Genomic DNA, 17,637 nt, shown 5'->3' on the forward strand with positions numbered 1-17,637 from the left:
GCCCTCGTCAAACGACCTTGCGACTGAAACACCATATGCGCCTACGGGCCCGTCAATGCAGCGCCTCCGCTGGGCGAAAGTGACAAAGGTGACAGTGAATTCGGGGCGGTTCGCGGCGTCCGCTTTACGACGCCAGCGCCTTGAACCCAACCAGCGGCACGACTTCCGGCGCGGGCTGCGCCGCCGGCGCCTCATCCGCCAAGGCCCAGCGGCGTACGCCGAGCAAGGCGGCGGAGAAGCCGAAGATGCCGAACAGGTAGAAGGCCGGGCGGCCGCCGAAGGAGGTGAAGATCAGCATCTCAGCCACCATCAGCAGGCAGCCGAAGGCGAAGGCGGTCGGCGCGATCAGGCGGGGGACCTGTGCGGGGCGCGAGGTGGCGAGCGCTGTCAGGAAGACGGCGAAGCCGCCGACGAACATGACTATGCCGAGGCTGCCCCCGATCAGCATGATCCAGATATAGGTGTTGACGAAGTCGATGATGCCCTCGCCCTGGCGCAAGTCCTCGAGCCGCTCGAGGATCTGCGGCGTCGAATAGCCGTAGATCGGGCTGCGCCAGAATTCCTCCATGCCGCGCTCGAACAGCATCCGGCGATATTCGGACGTGTCGCTGGAATTGCCCGACATTCCGAGCGATTCGGACAGGTGCGGCGAGAATTGGGCGGCGGTGAACAGCGCCATCGCGCCGCCGCCGATCACCATCATCTTGCCCATCAGCGGCACGAAGCGGCCGCGGATCGCATCGCTGGCGAGTATGGCGATGCACAGCCCGATCCACGCGCCGCGCGATTGGGGCGCATAGAGGCCGAAGATCGCGATCGACAGCACCGCCAGATGATAGATCCACGATCGGAAATGATCGCGGCACACCCACAAAGCGAGCGTGAACATCGCCAGCACCATCGCCGCCGAAGTCGGTTCCATGAACGGCCCACCCGCGCGCAGCATGCCGGCGCGCGCCTTGACGATCAGCATCATCGGCACGCCATATTTGGCGTACAGATCATTATACATCGGCCAGGTGCGCAGCGCCTCATAGCCGAGGATCGCGCCGAACACGACCGCGCCGCAGGCCAGCCACAAGGTGGTGCGCTCGACATCCTGCACATTCCGGATGCCTCGGCTGACGACATAATAAGGCAGCCCGAGATCGATCATCACGTTCATCGAGGCGCGCAGGAAATTGGAGAAGCTGGTGTCACGCGAGAGTGCCGCGGCGATCATGATCACGATCCCCAGCGCAACCGCATCCCATTGCGCGCCCGGCCGTCCCTTCTGCGGACTGAGCATGATCGCGGCGCCCGCGCCGAAGCCGAGCGCATCGAGCATACCGAATTCGAACAGCTTGAGCGATCCGACCGCCACGCTCATGTCGAGCGGCGGCAGCAGCAGCATCGAAAAGAGATAGACCGGCACCATCCGTTCGAAGGCGCCGCGCGCGATCAGCGGCACCCAGAGCAGCATCACCATCTGCAGCAGGAACAGCTTGGGCAGCGAGAAGACGATCAACGGCATCGCGACGGCGACGCCCAGCGCGACATTGCCGACCACGTCGCGATGCTCGGGCTTCAGGCAGTAACGGAACAGCCAGGCCGCGCCGCCGCAGACGATCGCGAGGTGCAGCGCGGTCTTGAGATAGCCGAGGCCGCCGAACGGCACCCCCAGCACGATCGAAACCAGCGCAACCGCAATGAGGCCGACAGGCATCAGCGTCGTCGCAACAGGAACTGCTGCACGGCGCGCAGCTTGGGCGCCTCTTCCACCGGCTGGCCGGCATATTCGCGCAGGCCCCACGAGCCATAGTCGGCGATCGGCGCGGTCGACGCATAGAGCATCAGGGTGCTGTGAATGCGCTTGTCCCATTGTTCGAGGTAGCGCTGGTAGACATCGGCCATCCGGGGATCCCGCTGAATCGCCTGCGCCAGCGCCATGTCGTTGGTCACGAGGTGCTGGCCGCCTTCATAGGCGATGAACCGCTTGCCGAAGCGCGCGGCGAGCGCGCGATTCTGTTCGGCGAAGCCCATGGTCTCGTCGATCGCCTTGGGCATGTGCGCGAACACGCGGTCAACCGAGCCGGCGTTGATCCCGTCCAGCTCCATCCAGATATAGGGCGCGGTCGACAGCGCATCGATCCAGCGCGGCATGTCCTCATAGCCCAGGATCAGTTCGCCCAGATAGGGATTGACGTGCTGGTAGGAGGCGACGCGGACGAGCTTGTCGGGCCGGTCGGCGAACACCTCCGTCCATATCTTCATCGCGGTGCGCACCTTCTGCGCATAGCGCAATGTCTGCGCCGTGGTGCCGTCACCATCGCCCAGCTTCAGCGCCCGCCCCTCGCGCTCGGCCTGTTCGGAAACGTCGAAGATCGCGTTCCAAACCTCATTGCCAAGCTCGACATAGACGGTGTGTTCGGGGTCGAGCCGGTCATGCACCAGCTTCGCGAAGTTGCGGATATAGGCCTCATCCGCCTTGTAGGGCATCAGCAGCCAGGGATCGGCGCCGGTCTGGTTGACCAGATCCACCATGTCCTCGATCGAAGCGCCGGCGGCGGCGCCTTGCGATCCATGGCTCGGCAAGGTCCGGTCGGACCAGCGGACCGCTGCATTGTCGTTGATCCGCTGCCAGTCGAGGAAGCGGACCAGCCTGAACTGCTTCACATAGGCCATGAATTCGGGGTGGAAACGCTCATTGGCCGGGCGGCCGGTTTCGCGGCAATCGATCGCACGCACCGGATCGCCGGGATCGGTACGCATCAGTTCCACCCACGCCCCCTCATCAGGATTGCCGGATACGGTAAGGTCGAAGGTCAACGAATTGGCGCCACGATCGCGCACGCGCGCCGCGCCGTTGGCGTCAAGTTCCCCGCTGCCCTGCCACGTGCAGCGCACCAGCGTCGTGCCGAACGGCGCGGGCGGCAAGGTCAGCGGGCGCGGCGCGGTCTGACCGGGCTTCAGCGAACGCACCCAACCCTCGCGGTCGATCTGGTTGGCCGGCAAGGCCGTCCAACCATCGCCTTCGTTGGAGAACCATTCGCTCTGCGCGATCAGGTTGGTGAACACCTGCTGGCGGTTGTGCACCGGCAGGCCGAACAGGTTGATGCCGACGGCCGTGGTCGTCACAGGCGCGGGCAGCGCGGCGGCCGCAGGGGTAGAGACGGCGGTGGCGCCGGTCAGACGTTCGATGCGCCCGGGAAAGGCATAGGCCGCAACCGCAGTGGCGACGCCGACCAGCCCGAGGGCGCCGACGATCCGGACATAAAGCTTCCGCCGCTGCCGGCGCTTGAACGAACCGGGATAGGGCAACGCAACGCCTCCACACCATGCCATGCCCCGACCGATCTAGCGGTGGGGGGCGACGAACGGCATTGGCAGATTTAAGACCGGCTGATTGCCCGCCGCCTATCAGCGTGCGGAAATCGCCACCGGCGCGAAGGGATTGCGCCGCGAACGGCTGCGCAGATCGCGCGCCCAGACGATCGAGAAGCGCACATATTTCACCCGCGCCGTCCAGGTGCCCTGGCTTTCGCGCCAGCCATAATCGCGCGCATAGCCAAGATAGGCGGGCACATAGTCGCGGGCGAGCATGGTGCCGCAATCGGCAGGCGCCGGCGGCCCCGTGCGCCAGCGCCGCATGAAACCCGTGACGAAGCCCTGCAGCGCCTGCGCCGTGCGCGGATCGACCGCATCCGGCGCCCATGGTCGTTCGGGCAACGCGCCATTGATCGCGGCATGCGCGACCAGCGCGACGAACCAGGTGCCGGTTTCGGTCAGGTGAACATCGTCGGTAAACAGGCGCGCGATCGCGTCGCGCGGCGCGGCGCCCGAGAGCCCGTCGATGCCGCGGGGCGAGACCGCCTCGGCGACCAGTTCGGCCAGCGCCTCCGCGGCGGGGATCAGCGCGACGCGATGGGGGTTGTTCTCTGCCGCGAGCCGCCGGTTGAGCTCCGCCGCCGTGCAATGCCATGCCACCGCGGCGGACCGTTCATAATCGATCCAGCGGCCGGGCGTGTCGGCGCCCGAATGGCCCAGCCAGCTCGTATAGAGGAAGGTTCGGCTGCCCGGATTGGCCGCCTCGAAGCGGCGGATGAAATCCAGCGCATTGCCGATCGTATCATCCCACATCAGGCTTTCGAGCAGCGAATCCCGTTCGGTGATGATCAGCGTGTCATAGCGACCGGCCGGGTGCGCCGATGCGATCTCGTGCAGCACGTCCACCCGCGCGCCGCCGCGGTCGAGCCCCTCATGATAGCCGGCATCGCCGCCGCGCCCACGCGTACGCATCTCGATCGTCGAGCCGTAGAGATGCTGCATGTTCCAGTCGAACGGCCTGCCATCCGCCTCGGCGATCGCGGCGAGATGATCGGGCAAGGGCCGCGCGGTCAGGCTGTGGCCGGAGACGAACAGCCGCCGCGGCGGGCCGGCCGCGGGCTGGCGTTCGGGCACAGGCGCGTGCGCATCGGGGCCGGAAACGGGCTCCTGCTCGATCCGCGCGCTGCCCGCGAGACCGCCCATCACCACCAGCGCAACCAGCCCCGCTGCCCGCATCCTATTGCTGCATGCGGCCGCGCCGCCAGCTCCGCTCGATCTGGAAGATCTCGGGCCCCTCCACCAGATAGCGGCGCCACATCCGCTTGGGGTTGGACCCCAGCCGATAGAGCCATTCCAGCGACATGCGCTGCATGAGCGGCGGCGCGCGATCCTGCACGCCGGTGAGGAAATCGAGGCTGGCACCCACGCAGAAGCCGATGCCGGTGACGCCGCCGGCGCGCTTCGCACGATAGGCGAGAATCTCCTGCTGCGGCGATCCGACCGCGAGGAAGATATAGCGCGCACGCGCGTTCATCAGGAAACGCACCGCGTCTGCCACGGCGATGGGGTTCTTGATGAAGCCCATCGGCGGATCATGATGCACGACATTGGTCAGCCCATATTTCTCGGCAAGCTGCGCGATCACCGCGGGCCGGCCGCCGACGATCGCCACACGATCATCGGGCTTGATGACATGCTCGAACAGCTCGGCTGTCAAGTCGCTGCCCGGAACCACCGGTAGCGCGAACCCAACCTTCTTCGCCAGACGCGCGAGAATGCGGCTGTCGCACAACGTCATCCACGCCGATCGATAGGCCGGCCACAGATCGGATCGGCTGCGCTGCAGGCGCACGACATGATCGACGTTCGGCGTGACGATATAGGCGAAGGGCGCGGTCGCTGGGCGATCGCGCACCCGTTCGATCACCGAATCCGTGCCCTGCATGGTGAAGGCCACGTCGATGAACTGGACCGTCGATAGCGCCAGCGCGCCACCGACGCCTGGAGGTGCGGCCATGCGGGCCGCTGGAAGTTCAGCGCCAAGGGACATCCGGGGAAGCCTCTCTCTAGCCCGCCTTGACGAAACCGCCGGCAAGGCGACATGCCAGGCGAAGTCGGTTCCGGGTCGGGTCTGGGTTGGTCCTCAAAAACTGGTCCGCGTCGCCGCCGGGCCGGCTGCCGGTTTCGCGCCACCGGTCCGACCCGACGATCGGAGGAACCGAGAATGAGCTCCGACGCGGGCCCCCATTATGGAAGATCGCCCGCGCATTTCTGCTTGGCGAACACAGCCCCCTTTTTTGACTAGGAAAAATGGGCGGCGACGATGCGCGCGATTGCAGCGACGGACCGACTGGCATTTCTCCCAACTGCCAAGGGAGGAAGGCAATCGACGAATTTCGACGCCCCCTTCAGACGACTAGCCTGCGATCAGTTGTTTTTCGGGAGCAATGCTCGTGTCCACCACCTGGTTACTGTCCAATCGCCACGGCCTCTCGACGGGCCTGAGGGCGATCGCGCTGATTGGTGCGATGGCCGCTACGGCGCCGGCGATCGCCGAACCGCTGCCCGAACCCACGCCGCGGGTGACCGCCACGGTGCCTCCGGTCAGCCAGTATCGCGTCAATCCCGGGGACGATCTCGACGTGTTCGTGTGGGGGGAGGAACGGATGCAGCGCCAGGTGCGCGTGCAGCCGGACGGCACCTTCGCCTTCCCGCTGGCGGGCACGATCAAGGCGGTCGGCCGCAACGTGACCGACATCGCCGCCGACATCCGCGAGCGGATCGCGGTCAATTACCGCTCGACCGCCCCCGACGTGACGGTTTCGGTGCGCGACGCCACCGGCATGCGCTTCTTCGTGGTTGGCAAGGTTCGCACCCCGGGCAGCTTCACCAGCGGCTCGTCGGTCAACATCCTGCAGGCACTCAGCATGGCGGGCGGCGCCGCCGAATTCGCCGACATCAGCAACGCGGTGATCCTGCGCCAGACGCCGTCTGGCCAGATCGTGGAGCCGGTGAAACTCAATACCGTCCTGAAAGGAGGCCGGGCACTCAAGGCCGGCAGCCTCAACCGGCCCCTGCCGATGCTGATGAGCGGTGATGTCCTTGTCATTCCGTGATCGCCCGCCCGTCAGCCGGCTACTCTTCGGAGCGATCGCCGCACCTGCGGCGATCTTCGCGCCCAAATGCCTGGCGCAGACCGAAGTCCGGCTCGAGGCGGACGCCAATGTCCTCTATTCGGACAACCCTTTTCTGAGCACCGAAAAGAATACGGACACCGCCGCCGCCGAGATCGTCGCGCGGCCGGAGGTGGAGGTGCAACTGGGGCCGGGCACGACCATCGAGGTCGGCGGCCGCGCCGGTTTTCGCCAATATTCCAGGCGCTACGGCAATTTCGTGACCGGGCGCGGCGATGCGACCTTCCGGCATCGCGACAGCGAATATCTGACCTTGATGACCAATATCGGCTATTCGCGCGAGCTCGCCGCGGACGTTCTCACCGACAGTATCGATGCCGCGGTCGACACCCGGCAGATCCGCGAAGCCTATGGCGCGCGTACGTCGGTAGAATATAACCCCAATGCGCGCTGGCAGTTCGTGACCGACGGGGGCTGGCAGAAGACCCGTTATCCCGGATCAACCCTGCTCCAGGCGACCAACGCCTATGATGTCGGCCTCACAGCCAGCCGGCGGGTGAGCGAGTTGATGACCGTCGGCTTACGCGGCGAATTCACATCCAGCCGGATCGCCAATGGCGGCAAGACCGAAGCCAAGTCGATCGGCGTGACGGTCGCCCGCCGGCTGAACGCCAACTGGCGCGCGGACGCGACTGCGGGCATCGAATGGGCGAGCCTGGGCGGCCTGCCGGGCATTCCGAACAACAACCAGAACGACCGCTCCCGCTTCAGCGGCAGCGTGAACCTCTGCTACGATCCGCGCCGCATGACCTTGTGCCTGACCGGCGCGATCCGCAGCGAGGTGAGCGGCCTCGGTGGCCTCCAGCGCGAAACCGCGGTGGGTGCGACACTGGCGGTGCCGACCAGCACGCGCGGCCGGGTGACCGCCAGCGCCGATTATCGCCGCGCGCAACTGCCGGGCTTCGGCGATACCGACGTGCTGCGCGGTTCCGCGGCTTACGAACATCGTGTGACCGAGACGCTCTCCGTCCGCGCCGGGGCCGACTACCTGCAGCGCACGCGCGCGGATGGCGACCGGGTGGGCGCGGTGGTGCTGCAGATCGGCGTGACTTACCGGGGACGAGACAGATGAGCGCACAACCGAACGCCGACGGCTTTGGCATCTATCCGCGCGAGATTCTCGCCATCCTGTTCCGCCGCCGTTACTGGCTGGTGCTGCCGGTGGTGGTCGGCCTGCTCGGCGCGATCGGCGCGATCCTGATGCAGAAGCCGATGTACAAGTCGCAGGCGACGCTGCTGATCGATTCGGCGCAGATCGTGCTGGGGCCGGGCACCACCCCGCTCAGCAGCATCGCCAACGAACGCATCGCCAAGATCCGCCAGCAGGTCGTCAGCCGCGACAGCCTGAGCGCGCTGATCCGCGAAAACGGGCTCTATCCCAAGGAGCGCGGCGCGATGGAGTTCGAGAATGTGCTGGCGATCGCGCGCAACGCGATAGGCGTCGAACTCGTCGGCGCGAACCAGAACAACAATAATGGCAGCACGATCGCCTTCACCCTCTCCTTCACCTATTCGGACGCCGGGAAGGCCCGCGCGGTGACCGAGCGGCTGACCAAGCAGTTCCTGGTGGAAGACAAGCGCTTCCGCACGCAGCAGGCCGAAGGCACCGCGACCTTCCTCGGCCGCCGCGCGGAGGAGTTGCGGCGCCAACTGGGCGAGCTGGAGGAAAAGCGCCGCGGCGTCGAGGCGCGCTATGCCGGCGCGCTGCCCAGCCATATCGCGCTCAGCGCGCAATCCGGTGCCGCGCTGCGCGCCGAGGTTTCGCGCATCGACGCGGAATCGCAGGGGCTGGTGCAGCAGAACAGCATGCTGGCCGCCACGGTCGAAAGCAATCGGCAAGCGCCGCTTCCCGGCCAGGAAGCGGTGCGCCGCGCCGAGGAGCGGCTGAACCAGCTGGAATCGGTCTATTCGGACGACTATCCGGAAGTGATCGCCGCACGCGCCGCGCTGGCGCGCGAACAGGCCGCGGCGCGCCGGGCGCAATCCGACACGCGCGGCAGCGTGCTCGAGGCGGAAATCGCCGCCGGCCGCTCGCGCATCGGCATGCTCGCCAATCGGCGCAGCGAACTGGTCGCCGCGATCGCCGACCTCGACCACCGCTCCGCACAAGCGCCGCAGGCCGCCTACGAACTGAACATGATCGAGCGCGAATATGACAACATCAAGCGCCAGTACGAGGCGCTGCGCGAGAAGCAGCTCGATGCGCAGGTCGCCGCCAATCTCCAGTCGGAGGACAAGGGCGAGCGCTTCTCGGTCGTGGACGAGCCCAGCATGCCGCACGAGTCGATGGGCACCAAGCCGATGATCCTGCTGTTGATGGGCGTGTTCGCGGGCGGCGGTGCCGGCGTGGCGCTGGTGCTCGGCTTCGAACTGCTGCGCGGCACAATCCATGGCGAGGAGACGCTGACCAAGCTCCTCAAGGCACCGCCGCTGGGGGTGGTGCCGGTTACACGGCAGCCGAGCGTGCTGCCCTGGTTCTTCGGGCGCAACAAGACCGGACGGGCAACAGTGCTTGCCGGCATGATGGGAGGAAAACGCTATGCAGGCTGAGATCGACGCCGCTGCGGTCGTACGGCTCAACCGGGCAAACGAGGACGCACCCGTTATGCCGGATTACAGCCCCGACCGGGAGCTTCTGGCCGCCAACCTCGTCGTCGGCTTCGAACCGATGAACGAACGGGTCCATCCCTTCTTCAACATGCGCTCGCAGCTGCTGCGCGCGGTCCATTCGTCCGGCAAGCGGGTGTTCGGCGTCACCTCGGTGCAGCCGGGCAATGGCAAGACGCATATCTCGATCAACCTCGCCGCGGCGCTGAGCCGCATCTATCCGACGATCCTGATCGAGCTCGACCTGCGCCGCCCCTCGGTGGGCAACCGGCTGGGCCTGCCGCAACTGCAGCCGGGCATGGACGATTATCTGATGGGCAATGTGCCGTGGCGCGAGACCTGCCTGCGCATCCACGGCTTCGACCTTACCGTGTCACGCGTGCGCGATCCGCGCGACAATGCCGAGGAATTGCTGGCATCGCAGCGCCTGCCCGATCTGATCGAGTCTCTGCGTGGCATCGAGGGCAGCCCGGTGATCATCGTCGATACCCCGCCCGCGCTGGTGAACGACGATCTCATGCTGATCTCCCGGGTGGTCGACGGCGTGCTGATGGTCGTCCAGGAAGCGCGCACACCCAAGCGCGCGCTGCTCGACGCGATCAATTCGCTCAACGCGACGCCGATCATCGGATCGGTGCTCAACATGTCGATCTCCAGCCCACAACAGCGTCACGACTATGGCTATTATTATATGCCGCCCGAGCGCAGCGGCACCCGCTGATCTTCACTCCGGAACAGCGCTGGCCGGCCTAGCCGGCCACGCGGATTGGACGACGATGACCGACATTGATCCCCGTTCCTGCTCCGCCGTGAAGCACGGTTCGATCCTTGCGCCTTCGATCAAGGGGGAAAAACCATGAAGACGCCCTCGGAACGATCCATCTGGCTCAGGAACCTACCGGCGCGCACCATGCTCAAACTGCTCAACCAGCCCCGTGTCCGCACCTCGCTCGGCGATCGTTACGAGCGTGCGCTCGAACAGCATCGCAGCGTGTTGCCGCGCCTTAGCGGCATCGATGCGGAGATCGTCGCCGCGCTCGACCGCGACGGCGTGTTCATCACCACGGTCGATGCGCTCGGCCTGACGGACAGCGGCACGATCGTGGGGACCGCGGCGATGCTTGCCGAACAATTCGCCCCCGAGGCGCGATCCCGCGCGGCGGGCGGCGAGGTGTTCACCATCGTGCCGCCCGAGCGGATCGTGAACAACCCTGCGATCTATTTCTGGGGGCTGCACGACCGGCTGCTCGACATCGCCGAATCCTATATCGGGCTGCCGCCCGCCTATGACGGCGTGGCGATCAACTATACCGTCGCCGACGGGCGCGAGATCTCGACGCGCAAATGGCATCGCGACTGGGAAGACCGGCGGATGCTGAAGGTCGCTGTCTATGTCCATGACGTCGACGAGGGCGGCGGCCCGTTCCAGATGATCCGCCGGCACGATACGCTGCAGAACGACACTGACGGCTTCGATTATGGCCTGGCCGACGATGCCGAGCTCGAGCGGCGGCTGGGCGCCGGCTTCACGCGCGATATCGTGAGCTGCACGGGGAAGGCCGGCACGGTGATCTTCACCGACACCGCGCGCTTCTTCCATCGCGGCAAGCCCGCGATCGAGCGCGACCGTGCGGCGATCTTCTACAGCTATTTCGCCAGCCGACCGCGCCACCCCTTCCTGTGCGAGCGCACCGGGATGACACGGGGCGACATCGCCCGGCTGGCCCATGCCCTGCCCCACCGCCAGCGCGACGCCGCGCTGTGGCGGCGGCGGCTGTCGACCGCGCTGCGGATCATCCCGCCGGCGACGCTGTAGGGGCAGGAACCGCGGCGCGGCTCGGGGGGTCGCGCCGCGGCTGTTCGTCAGGTGCGGCCCTAATATGTTCTCCCCGGCGCGCAGCGTCTGGGAGGGGCGAGATGGTGACGATCGTGCCCCCGGCACGATCTTGGTTGCCGGGGGCAATCCAACCCCACTCGCCATTTGCACAGCAAATGGTGGAGGGGTCGGCGCCGAATTTTCTGATTATACTATGTCGGGCGGTGGGCTCCGAGCCCGCCCCTCCGCCACCGGCTTCACCGGCGGTCCTCCGACCCGAGCGAAGCTCGAGGAGGAAATTATGCCCTATCCCCTCAAACGAACGGCCGGAACAGCTCCGCCAGATGCTCGGCGTTGTGATCGGGATCGTGCATCTCGCGCACGCGGGCGCGGCCGATCTCACCCATCTTGCGCAGTTGCGCAGGGGTAGCGTCCAGCGCGGCGCCAAGCGCGTCGGCCAGCGCCTCGATCGAGCCCGAGGGTATCAGCCAGCCATTCTGCGCGTCGACCAATTCCGGCACGCCCGCGATCGCGGTGGCGATCACCGGACGGCCGACCGCCAGCGCTTCCATCAGCACCACCGGCAGCCCTTCGGCGAAGCTCGGCAGCACGAAGGCGCGGGCGTTGAGCACCTCGCGCCGGACATCCTCCGAACCGCGCCAGCCGAGCAGGCGCACGCGCTGCTGCAACCCCAGGCGCACGATCTGCGCCTCGATGTCGCTGCGGCCCTCGCCATCGCCGATCACGTCTATGGTGAAATCGCGCCGCTCCGCCAGCCGTGCCGCGGCCTCGATCAGCAGCGGCAGCCCCTTCTGCGCGCTCAGCCGCGCGACACAGACCAGCCGCGAACCGGCGAAGGCGGCGCCATCATCGACCTCGGTATTCAAAAAATGCGGCGCCACCGCGCAGCGCACGACCTCGATCCGTTCCCAGTGCCGAGGGTGCGACCAGCGCATGAGCTGCCCGCGGCCGAAGCTCGAAACGCCGGCGACGAACGCGGCGTCGGCGATCTTGCCCGGCAGGTCGAGCGAGACCGGCGAATCGAACTCGTCGGGCCCGTGAGCGGTGAAGCTGTAGGTGATCGGCGTCATCCGCGCCGCCAGCCGCGCGACGGCCACCGGGTTGGTGCCGAAATGGGCGTGAACGTGGCGCACGCGGTTGCGCTCCAGCCAGTCGGCGAGCAGCGCCGCTTCAGCAAAATAAGCGAGCGAACGGATCATGCCGCGGCTCCGATCGACGCCGAGCGCGTTGCGCAGCGCCGCAAAGGTCGCCCCCGGCCGCGCGAAAAAGCGTGCCATCACCGCAGATGCGAGCTGGCGGCCATTGCCCTCCAGCAGCACGGTGGTGCGCCGTTCCTCCGCGCGATCCTCGGCATCGCTGAACCGGTCCGGCGACTTGCGGATCGTGAAGCGATCCACCGTCAGCCCCTGCCGTTCCAGCGCCGCGATCTCGGTGCGGATGAAGCTGTGGCTGACCTTGGGATAGACGTTGACCAGATAGGCCACGCGCTCCGTCTGCCGGTCGAATCCGCGCGCGATGTTCGGCCCCGCGCCACGGCTTTCGGGGTTGCCCGAAAGCGGCTCACCGGCCGCGCCGACATAGCTGAAGACTTTTGGCTTCATCTTTCCCCCGCCTCTCGCCACCGATTATGGCGGAGCGCGGGCGATCGAGGCATTCCAACTTTTCCCAAGCCAAACTTCCTTGCCAACTTACCGGTCTACATCAGCCGGATGCGCCCCGCCCTTCGCACATGCGATGGTGCAGCATCTTTGGAGGGGGCGGATGAACCTTGTTCTTGTCGTGCTGCTGCTGTGGCTTCTGCCATCGCTGATGTTCATCGTCGCAGCACTGGTTGCGGTGCCGTGCAAGCGCGCCGCCCGGTCGCTGTCGCGGCTGGCCCGGCGACGGACGAATGGTCTCGCGCATGCCGCCGGGAACTGACCATGCCGATGCCCTTCCGGTCGCCGGGCGCGACGCACTGTTCGGTGCGTGGCCGCCCCAAAAATGGGTGCAGCCGTTGATCAGTTTCCAGCCAGGTATGGACAGGCTGCGCCGGCTGTTGGGCCGGCCGGTGCAGGATATCGCCGCGAAGGCAGTCGACCAGTGGACCGTTGCGCGTGGCAGCCGCGTCGAGATCAAGCCCGCCAAGGTGCTGCCGGGCCAGCTCGACCGCATCCGCGGCACCGAATTCGGCTCGATCGACGAAGTGATCCGCGACTTTTCAGGCGGGTTCGATTCGATCCAGGGCGCGACCACGGCCTATCGCCTCGAAAACATCATGCTGATGGATGGCGTGCTCTATTCGGGTGATGCGGCGCGGCATCTGCGCAAGCGCAACAGCCGGCTGCCCTTCCGCCGCAAGCCGAAGGACGAGATCCGCGCGACCATGTATGAAAGCTGGACCGGCAATCGCTGGTTCGGCAACTGGCTGGCCGAGGATACACTGACCTATCGGCTCGCGGAATCCGAAGGCCTGCCCTTCACTACCAACCGCACCATCGGCCACATGACCGCCTATGAGCAGCGGCTCGACATGACGCCGACGCGGATGCTGGAGGTGCGTTTCGCCGACCTCATCATCTTCGAGGATTTTGCCCACAACGAGCATAAGCGCCAGCGCGCGATCGATTTCCGCCGCCGCATGGTCGGCCAGAATGTGAGACGCCATCCCGGCGTTTTCCTGCTTCGCGGCAATGCCGGCGACCGCCGCGTGCTGACCAATGAGCGCGAGATCGCCGAGACGCTGGAGGCGAAGCGCGGCTTCACCGTCCTCGATCCGCTGCGCGTTGACGTCGAGGAGATCGTACGCGTCTGCGGCGGCGCCGATGTGGTGGTGGGCACCGAGGGCAGCCATCTCGTCCACGGGCTGATGCTGATGCCGCAGGATGCCATGGCGCTGGTGATCCAGCCGCCGGCGCGCGCGGTATCGGTCCTCAAGATGTTCACGGACCGTCAGGGTCAGGATTTTTCGCTGGTCGTCGGAGAGGGAAGCAATGAAGCCTTCAGCGCAGATGTCGGAGAGATCGAGCGTACCCTCGATCTCGCCTGAGGCGCCGCGCGCGCACTCGGGCATCGGCGCGGCATGGGCGACCATGCGCGACGACTATCGGCGGCACGGATCCTCGATCACCAACGGCGCCTTCGTGTCGCTGTGCGTCTACCGGTTCGGCCACTGGGGCATCCAGCGGCGCAATCCGGTGGCGCGCGGCCTGGCGCGCAAGGCTTACGGCTTTGCCAACCTGTTCGTCGCCAACCTCACGAAGATCTGGATCCCGCCGAAGGTGACGATCGGCGAGGATTTCCACATCGTGAACAACGAAGGATCGCTCTCGATCCATCCGGACACGGTTATCGGCGACCGGCTGGGCGTGATGCACAACGTCACGATCGGCACCAACATGCGCGACGGCGCGCCGGTGATCGGCGACGATGTGTTCATCGGGGTCAATTCGACGGTGCTGGGCAAGATCCGCATCGGCGATCGCGTGAAGATCGCGGCCAACACCGCGGTCACCTCCAACGTGCCGTCCGACTCGATCGTCGTCGGCTCACCCGCCAAGATCTATCCGCGACTGGGGCCCCTTAGATGAACCCGCTTGCCACCACGCTTCACGAACTGTTCGCCGACAACCTTCAGCACCGCGCGGACAAGATCTTCCTGATCGATGCCGATCGCGAGGCGAGCTATGCCGAGGTCGCGACCGAGGTCGACCGCGTCGCCGCACATCTCGCCGCGATCGGCCTCCAGCCCGGGGACCGCGTCGTCGTGCAGGTGCGCAAGGGCGTGCGCGAGGTGGCGGCGATGCTGGGCGTCGCGAAGATCGGCGCGGTGGTCGTCAACATCAACACGGTGTGGACGATCGACCAGATCCAGTTCGTCGCGGAAGATTGCGGCGCCCGCGCGCTGATCGTGGAACCCGCGATGGCGCGCGCGCTAACCGCCGCCGCGATCGACAGCGCCACCCCGCTGCCGCCGCTGCTCGTGACCGGCAATGGCGGCGACGTGGCGGGTGCGCAGGCGTGGGATACCCTCTTACACCCCCTTAACACCCCCGTAACACCCCGCCTGGACACCGATCTGGCGGCCATCATCTATACATCGGGGTCGACCGGCAAACCCAAGGGGGTGATGCTCAGCCATCGCAACATCCTGGCCGGCGCGCGCTCGGTCGCCCGCTATCTGCAGCTGGGCGAGAGCGATCGGCTGCTGAGCGTGCTGCCCTACAGCTTCGACTATGGCTTCAACCAGCTCACCACGATGATGCTGGTCGGCGGCACCGTCGTCCACCAGCCAGTGACGCTCGCCACCGAGGTCGCGCGGGCGCTGCAGAAGCATCGCATCACCGGCTTCGCCGCTGTGCCGCCGCTGTGGATCCAGCTCGCGCGGCTGCTCGAAGCGTCGCCGATGGACTTCCCGGACCTGCGCTACGTGACCAATTCGGGCGGCAAGATCCCGCAGAGCGTGCTGGAGCGGATGCCGGAGCTGTTCCCCGGCACCGAGATCGTGCTGATGTATGGCCTCACCGAAGCGTTCCGCTCGACCTATCTGGAGCCGCACCGCTTCCGCGCCAAGATGGGCTCGATCGGCCGCGCCATTCCGGGTTCGGAGATCTATGTGATCAAGGCCGGCGTCGGCATCGCCGGCCCCGGCGAACAGGGCGAGCTGGTCCATCGCGGCCCGCTGGTCAGCCTCGGCTATTGGAACCGGCCCGAGGCGACCGCCGAGAAGATCCGCCCCTGCCCCGAACTCGCCGCGCTGATCGGTGACGAGCCGGTGGTCTACAGCGGCGATGTCGTCCGCGTCGACGCGGATGGCGACCTGTGGTTCGTCAGCCGCAACGATGCGCTGATCAAGGCGAGCGGCTTCCGCATCAGCCCGGAAGAGGTGGAGGATCTCGTCCACCGCAGCGCGCTCGCCGCCGATGTCGTCGCGTTCGGCGTGGCCGACGATGTGTTGGGCCAGTGCGTCCACATCGCCGTCACCCTGCTGCCCGGCGCCACCAGCGAGGCGCTGATGGCGCACTGCCGCCAGATGATGCCGGCCTATATGATCCCCCGCCAGATCCACGTCTGGGGCGACGCGATGCCGCGCACCGCGAGCGGCAAGCTCGCCCGGCCCGACGTCGTCCGCCGCTGCGCCTCCGCGCCGGCCGCCATCCAACTCTGATCCTCATTTCCAAGGAGCAATTCCATGGCACTCACCGAAGCCCTGCTGATCCAGAACATCCGCGAATTTTCCGGTTTCGACGGCGAACCGACGATCGACACCCCGCTCTTTTCCTCCGGTGCGCTCGACTCGGTGGCGATGCTCGACCTGATTGCGTTCATCGAAAAGGCGACGGGCATCGAGATCCGCGCCGACGAGGTGACGCTCGACAATTTCGACACCGCCGAGCGCATCCTGCGCTTCGCGGGGGAGCGGGTGGCGTGATTTCCGCCTGGACGGACCAGTGGCTGCACGTTGCGGCTGACCGCTTCGGCACGCCCGCGTTCGTCTATTTCACGGACCTGATCGCCGAGCGCATCAACCAGATCGACGCCGCGTTCGGCGGCCGCTTCGCACTGAGCTTCGCGGTCAAGAGCAACCCCAATCCAGCGCTGCTCGCATGGCTGCACGGCCGCATCGACCATCTCGACATCTCCTCGGTCGGCGAGATGCGGCTGGGTATGCAGGCCGGCTGGGACGCCGCGCAGATGAGCTTCACCGGCCCCGGCAAGCGCGAATTCGAGATCGAGGAGGCCGTCCGCGCCGGCGTCGGCAACCTCGTGGTCGAATCGGTGCGCGAGGCGAGGCTGGCGGATGCGCTCGCGCGCCGCGAGGGCCGCGTCCAGCCGATCGTCGTGCGCATCGCGCCGGCGAGCGTGCCCAAGGGCTTCGGCGACCAGATGGCCGGGCGCCCGAGCGCGTTCGGCATCGACATCGAGGATGCCGAACCCGCGCTTGCCGAGATGCTCGCGCTGCCCGGCCTGCGGCTGACCGGACTGCACATCTATTCGGGCACGCAATGCCTGCGCTCGGACCCGATCGTGGAGAATTACCGCGGTTTCCTGACGATCTTCCGTGACCTGTGCGGCCGGTTCGACATCACCCCCGAGACCTTGATCTTCGGATCGGGGCTGGGCGTGCCCTATCATGACCAGGACGTGCCGCTGGACCTCAGCGCGATCGCCAACGGCATCATCCCCGAGCTCGACGGCTTCCGCGGCGAGACGCGCTTCGGCGAGGCGGTGTTGATGCTGGAACTGGGCCGCTATCTGGTCGCCGAGGCCGGCTATTTCCTGACCCGCGTCATTTCGATCAAGGAGTCGCGCGGCAGCCGCATCGCGATCTGCGACGGCGGCATGAACAATCATCTGCCCGCGTCCGGCCATTTCGGCATGGTGATCCGCCGCAACTATTCGATGCACAAGCTGGGCGGCGGCGAGCCGGCGGGCAAGGTCGACCTCGTCGGCCCGTTGTGCACCTCGATCGATCGCCTCGCCTCCGGCATCGAACTGCCCGAGATCGCGGAGGGCGACATCATCGCCGTCCACAACAGCGGCGCCTATGGCCTTACCGCCAGCCCGATTCATTTCATCAGCCATGCGCCGCCGGTGGAGCTGATGGTCTCCGGCAACGCGATCAACGACATCTCGCGTGATCTCAACGCCCTGCCGCCGCCGGCCGACGAGGCGGGCACGATACGGCGCCGGGCCTGATCGCGCAGACCGGCA

The 17,637-nt window shown here is 66.7% G+C and carries 16 protein-coding genes; 11 read left to right on the forward strand and 5 right to left on the reverse strand.

Going from position 1 to position 17,637, the window contains the following annotated elements:
* Positions 1–124: 124 nt before the first annotated feature.
* From FHS96_RS13530 to FHS96_RS13545, 4 genes are all read right to left on the reverse strand, one after another.
* Entirely contained in the window at positions 125–1,705 is a 1,581-nt protein-coding gene (locus tag FHS96_RS13530; protein ID WP_429592178.1) for an O-antigen ligase family protein, read from the reverse strand.
* On the reverse strand, positions 1,705–3,300 hold the full coding sequence (locus FHS96_RS13535) for a hypothetical protein (RefSeq protein ID WP_429592180.1): 1,596 nt from the start codon (positions 3,298–3,300) through the stop codon (positions 1,705–1,707). Before FHS96_RS13535 ends, FHS96_RS13530 begins: the two co-directional genes overlap by 1 nt.
* A 99-nt stretch (positions 3,301–3,399) precedes the next feature.
* Positions 3,400–4,542 (reverse strand): hypothetical protein, encoded by a 1,143-nt coding sequence (locus FHS96_RS13540; protein ID WP_429592183.1) that lies wholly within the window; start codon positions 4,540–4,542, stop codon positions 3,400–3,402.
* A 1-nt stretch (position 4,543) separates the two neighbouring features.
* Positions 4,544–5,323, reverse strand: coding sequence for a WecB/TagA/CpsF family glycosyltransferase (locus FHS96_RS13545; RefSeq protein WP_429592185.1), 780 nt, complete (start codon positions 5,321–5,323; stop codon positions 4,544–4,546).
* A gap of 436 nt (positions 5,324–5,759) precedes the next feature.
* Here FHS96_RS13545 and FHS96_RS13550 point away from each other — a divergent pair, with 436 nt between their 5' ends.
* From FHS96_RS13550 to FHS96_RS13570, 5 genes are all read left to right on the forward strand, one after another.
* The gene (locus tag FHS96_RS13550) at positions 5,760–6,422 is read left to right on the forward strand and encodes a polysaccharide biosynthesis/export family protein (RefSeq protein ID WP_429592187.1); all 663 of its coding nucleotides are present in this window, start codon (positions 5,760–5,762) and stop codon (positions 6,420–6,422) included.
* Positions 6,403–7,572: a hypothetical protein gene (locus FHS96_RS13555; protein ID WP_429592189.1), complete on the forward strand. Its 1,170-nt coding sequence runs from the start codon at positions 6,403–6,405 to the stop codon at positions 7,570–7,572. The genes FHS96_RS13550 and FHS96_RS13555 overlap by 20 nt, the downstream gene beginning before the upstream one ends.
* Positions 7,569–9,050, forward strand: coding sequence for a GumC family protein (locus tag FHS96_RS13560; protein WP_429592192.1), 1,482 nt, complete (start codon positions 7,569–7,571; stop codon positions 9,048–9,050). The genes FHS96_RS13555 and FHS96_RS13560 overlap by 4 nt, the downstream gene beginning before the upstream one ends.
* A complete protein-coding gene (locus FHS96_RS13565) occupies positions 9,040–9,828 on the forward strand; it encodes a CpsD/CapB family tyrosine-protein kinase (RefSeq protein WP_429592195.1) in 789 nt (262 codons plus the stop codon). The genes FHS96_RS13560 and FHS96_RS13565 overlap by 11 nt, the downstream gene beginning before the upstream one ends.
* 135 nt (positions 9,829–9,963) lie before the next feature.
* Positions 9,964–10,923: a phytanoyl-CoA dioxygenase family protein gene (locus FHS96_RS13570; protein WP_429592198.1), complete on the forward strand. Its 960-nt coding sequence runs from the start codon at positions 9,964–9,966 to the stop codon at positions 10,921–10,923.
* Positions 10,924–11,237: 314 nt separating this feature from the next.
* Here the strand turns inward: FHS96_RS13570 and FHS96_RS13575 are convergent, their stop codons facing one another.
* A complete protein-coding gene (locus FHS96_RS13575; protein WP_429592201.1) occupies positions 11,238–12,545 on the reverse strand; it encodes a glycosyltransferase in 1,308 nt (435 codons plus the stop codon).
* A 160-nt stretch (positions 12,546–12,705) separates the two neighbouring features.
* Between FHS96_RS13575 and FHS96_RS13580 the strand changes: the two genes are divergently transcribed.
* The 6 genes from FHS96_RS13580 to FHS96_RS13605 are packed head-to-tail and all read left to right on the forward strand — an operon-like array spanning position 12,706 to position 17,622.
* Positions 12,706–12,864: a hypothetical protein gene (locus FHS96_RS13580; protein WP_429592204.1), complete on the forward strand. Its 159-nt coding sequence runs from the start codon at positions 12,706–12,708 to the stop codon at positions 12,862–12,864.
* Positions 12,848–13,972, forward strand: coding sequence for a glycosyltransferase family 61 protein (locus FHS96_RS13585; protein ID WP_429592207.1), 1,125 nt, complete (start codon positions 12,848–12,850; stop codon positions 13,970–13,972). Before FHS96_RS13580 ends, FHS96_RS13585 begins: the two co-directional genes overlap by 17 nt.
* Positions 13,935–14,513, forward strand: coding sequence for a serine O-acetyltransferase (locus tag FHS96_RS13590; RefSeq protein WP_429592210.1), 579 nt, complete (start codon positions 13,935–13,937; stop codon positions 14,511–14,513). The genes FHS96_RS13585 and FHS96_RS13590 overlap by 38 nt, the downstream gene beginning before the upstream one ends.
* Positions 14,510–16,090 (forward strand): AMP-binding protein, encoded by a 1,581-nt coding sequence (locus tag FHS96_RS13595; RefSeq protein WP_429592213.1) that lies wholly within the window; start codon positions 14,510–14,512, stop codon positions 16,088–16,090. Before FHS96_RS13590 ends, FHS96_RS13595 begins: the two co-directional genes overlap by 4 nt.
* 24 nt (positions 16,091–16,114) lie before the next feature.
* A complete protein-coding gene (locus FHS96_RS13600) occupies positions 16,115–16,354 on the forward strand; it encodes an acyl carrier protein (RefSeq protein ID WP_025293218.1) in 240 nt (79 codons plus the stop codon).
* Complete coding sequence (locus tag FHS96_RS13605) at positions 16,351–17,622, forward strand: type III PLP-dependent enzyme (protein ID WP_429592216.1); 1,272 nt, start codon at positions 16,351–16,353, stop codon at positions 17,620–17,622. Before FHS96_RS13600 ends, FHS96_RS13605 begins: the two co-directional genes overlap by 4 nt.
* Positions 17,623–17,637: the final 15 nt, after the last annotated feature.

The organism is Sphingomonas zeicaulis, from assembly GCF_050433225.1.
Lineage (GTDB): Bacteria > Pseudomonadota > Alphaproteobacteria > Sphingomonadales > Sphingomonadaceae > Sphingomonas_D > Sphingomonas_D zeicaulis.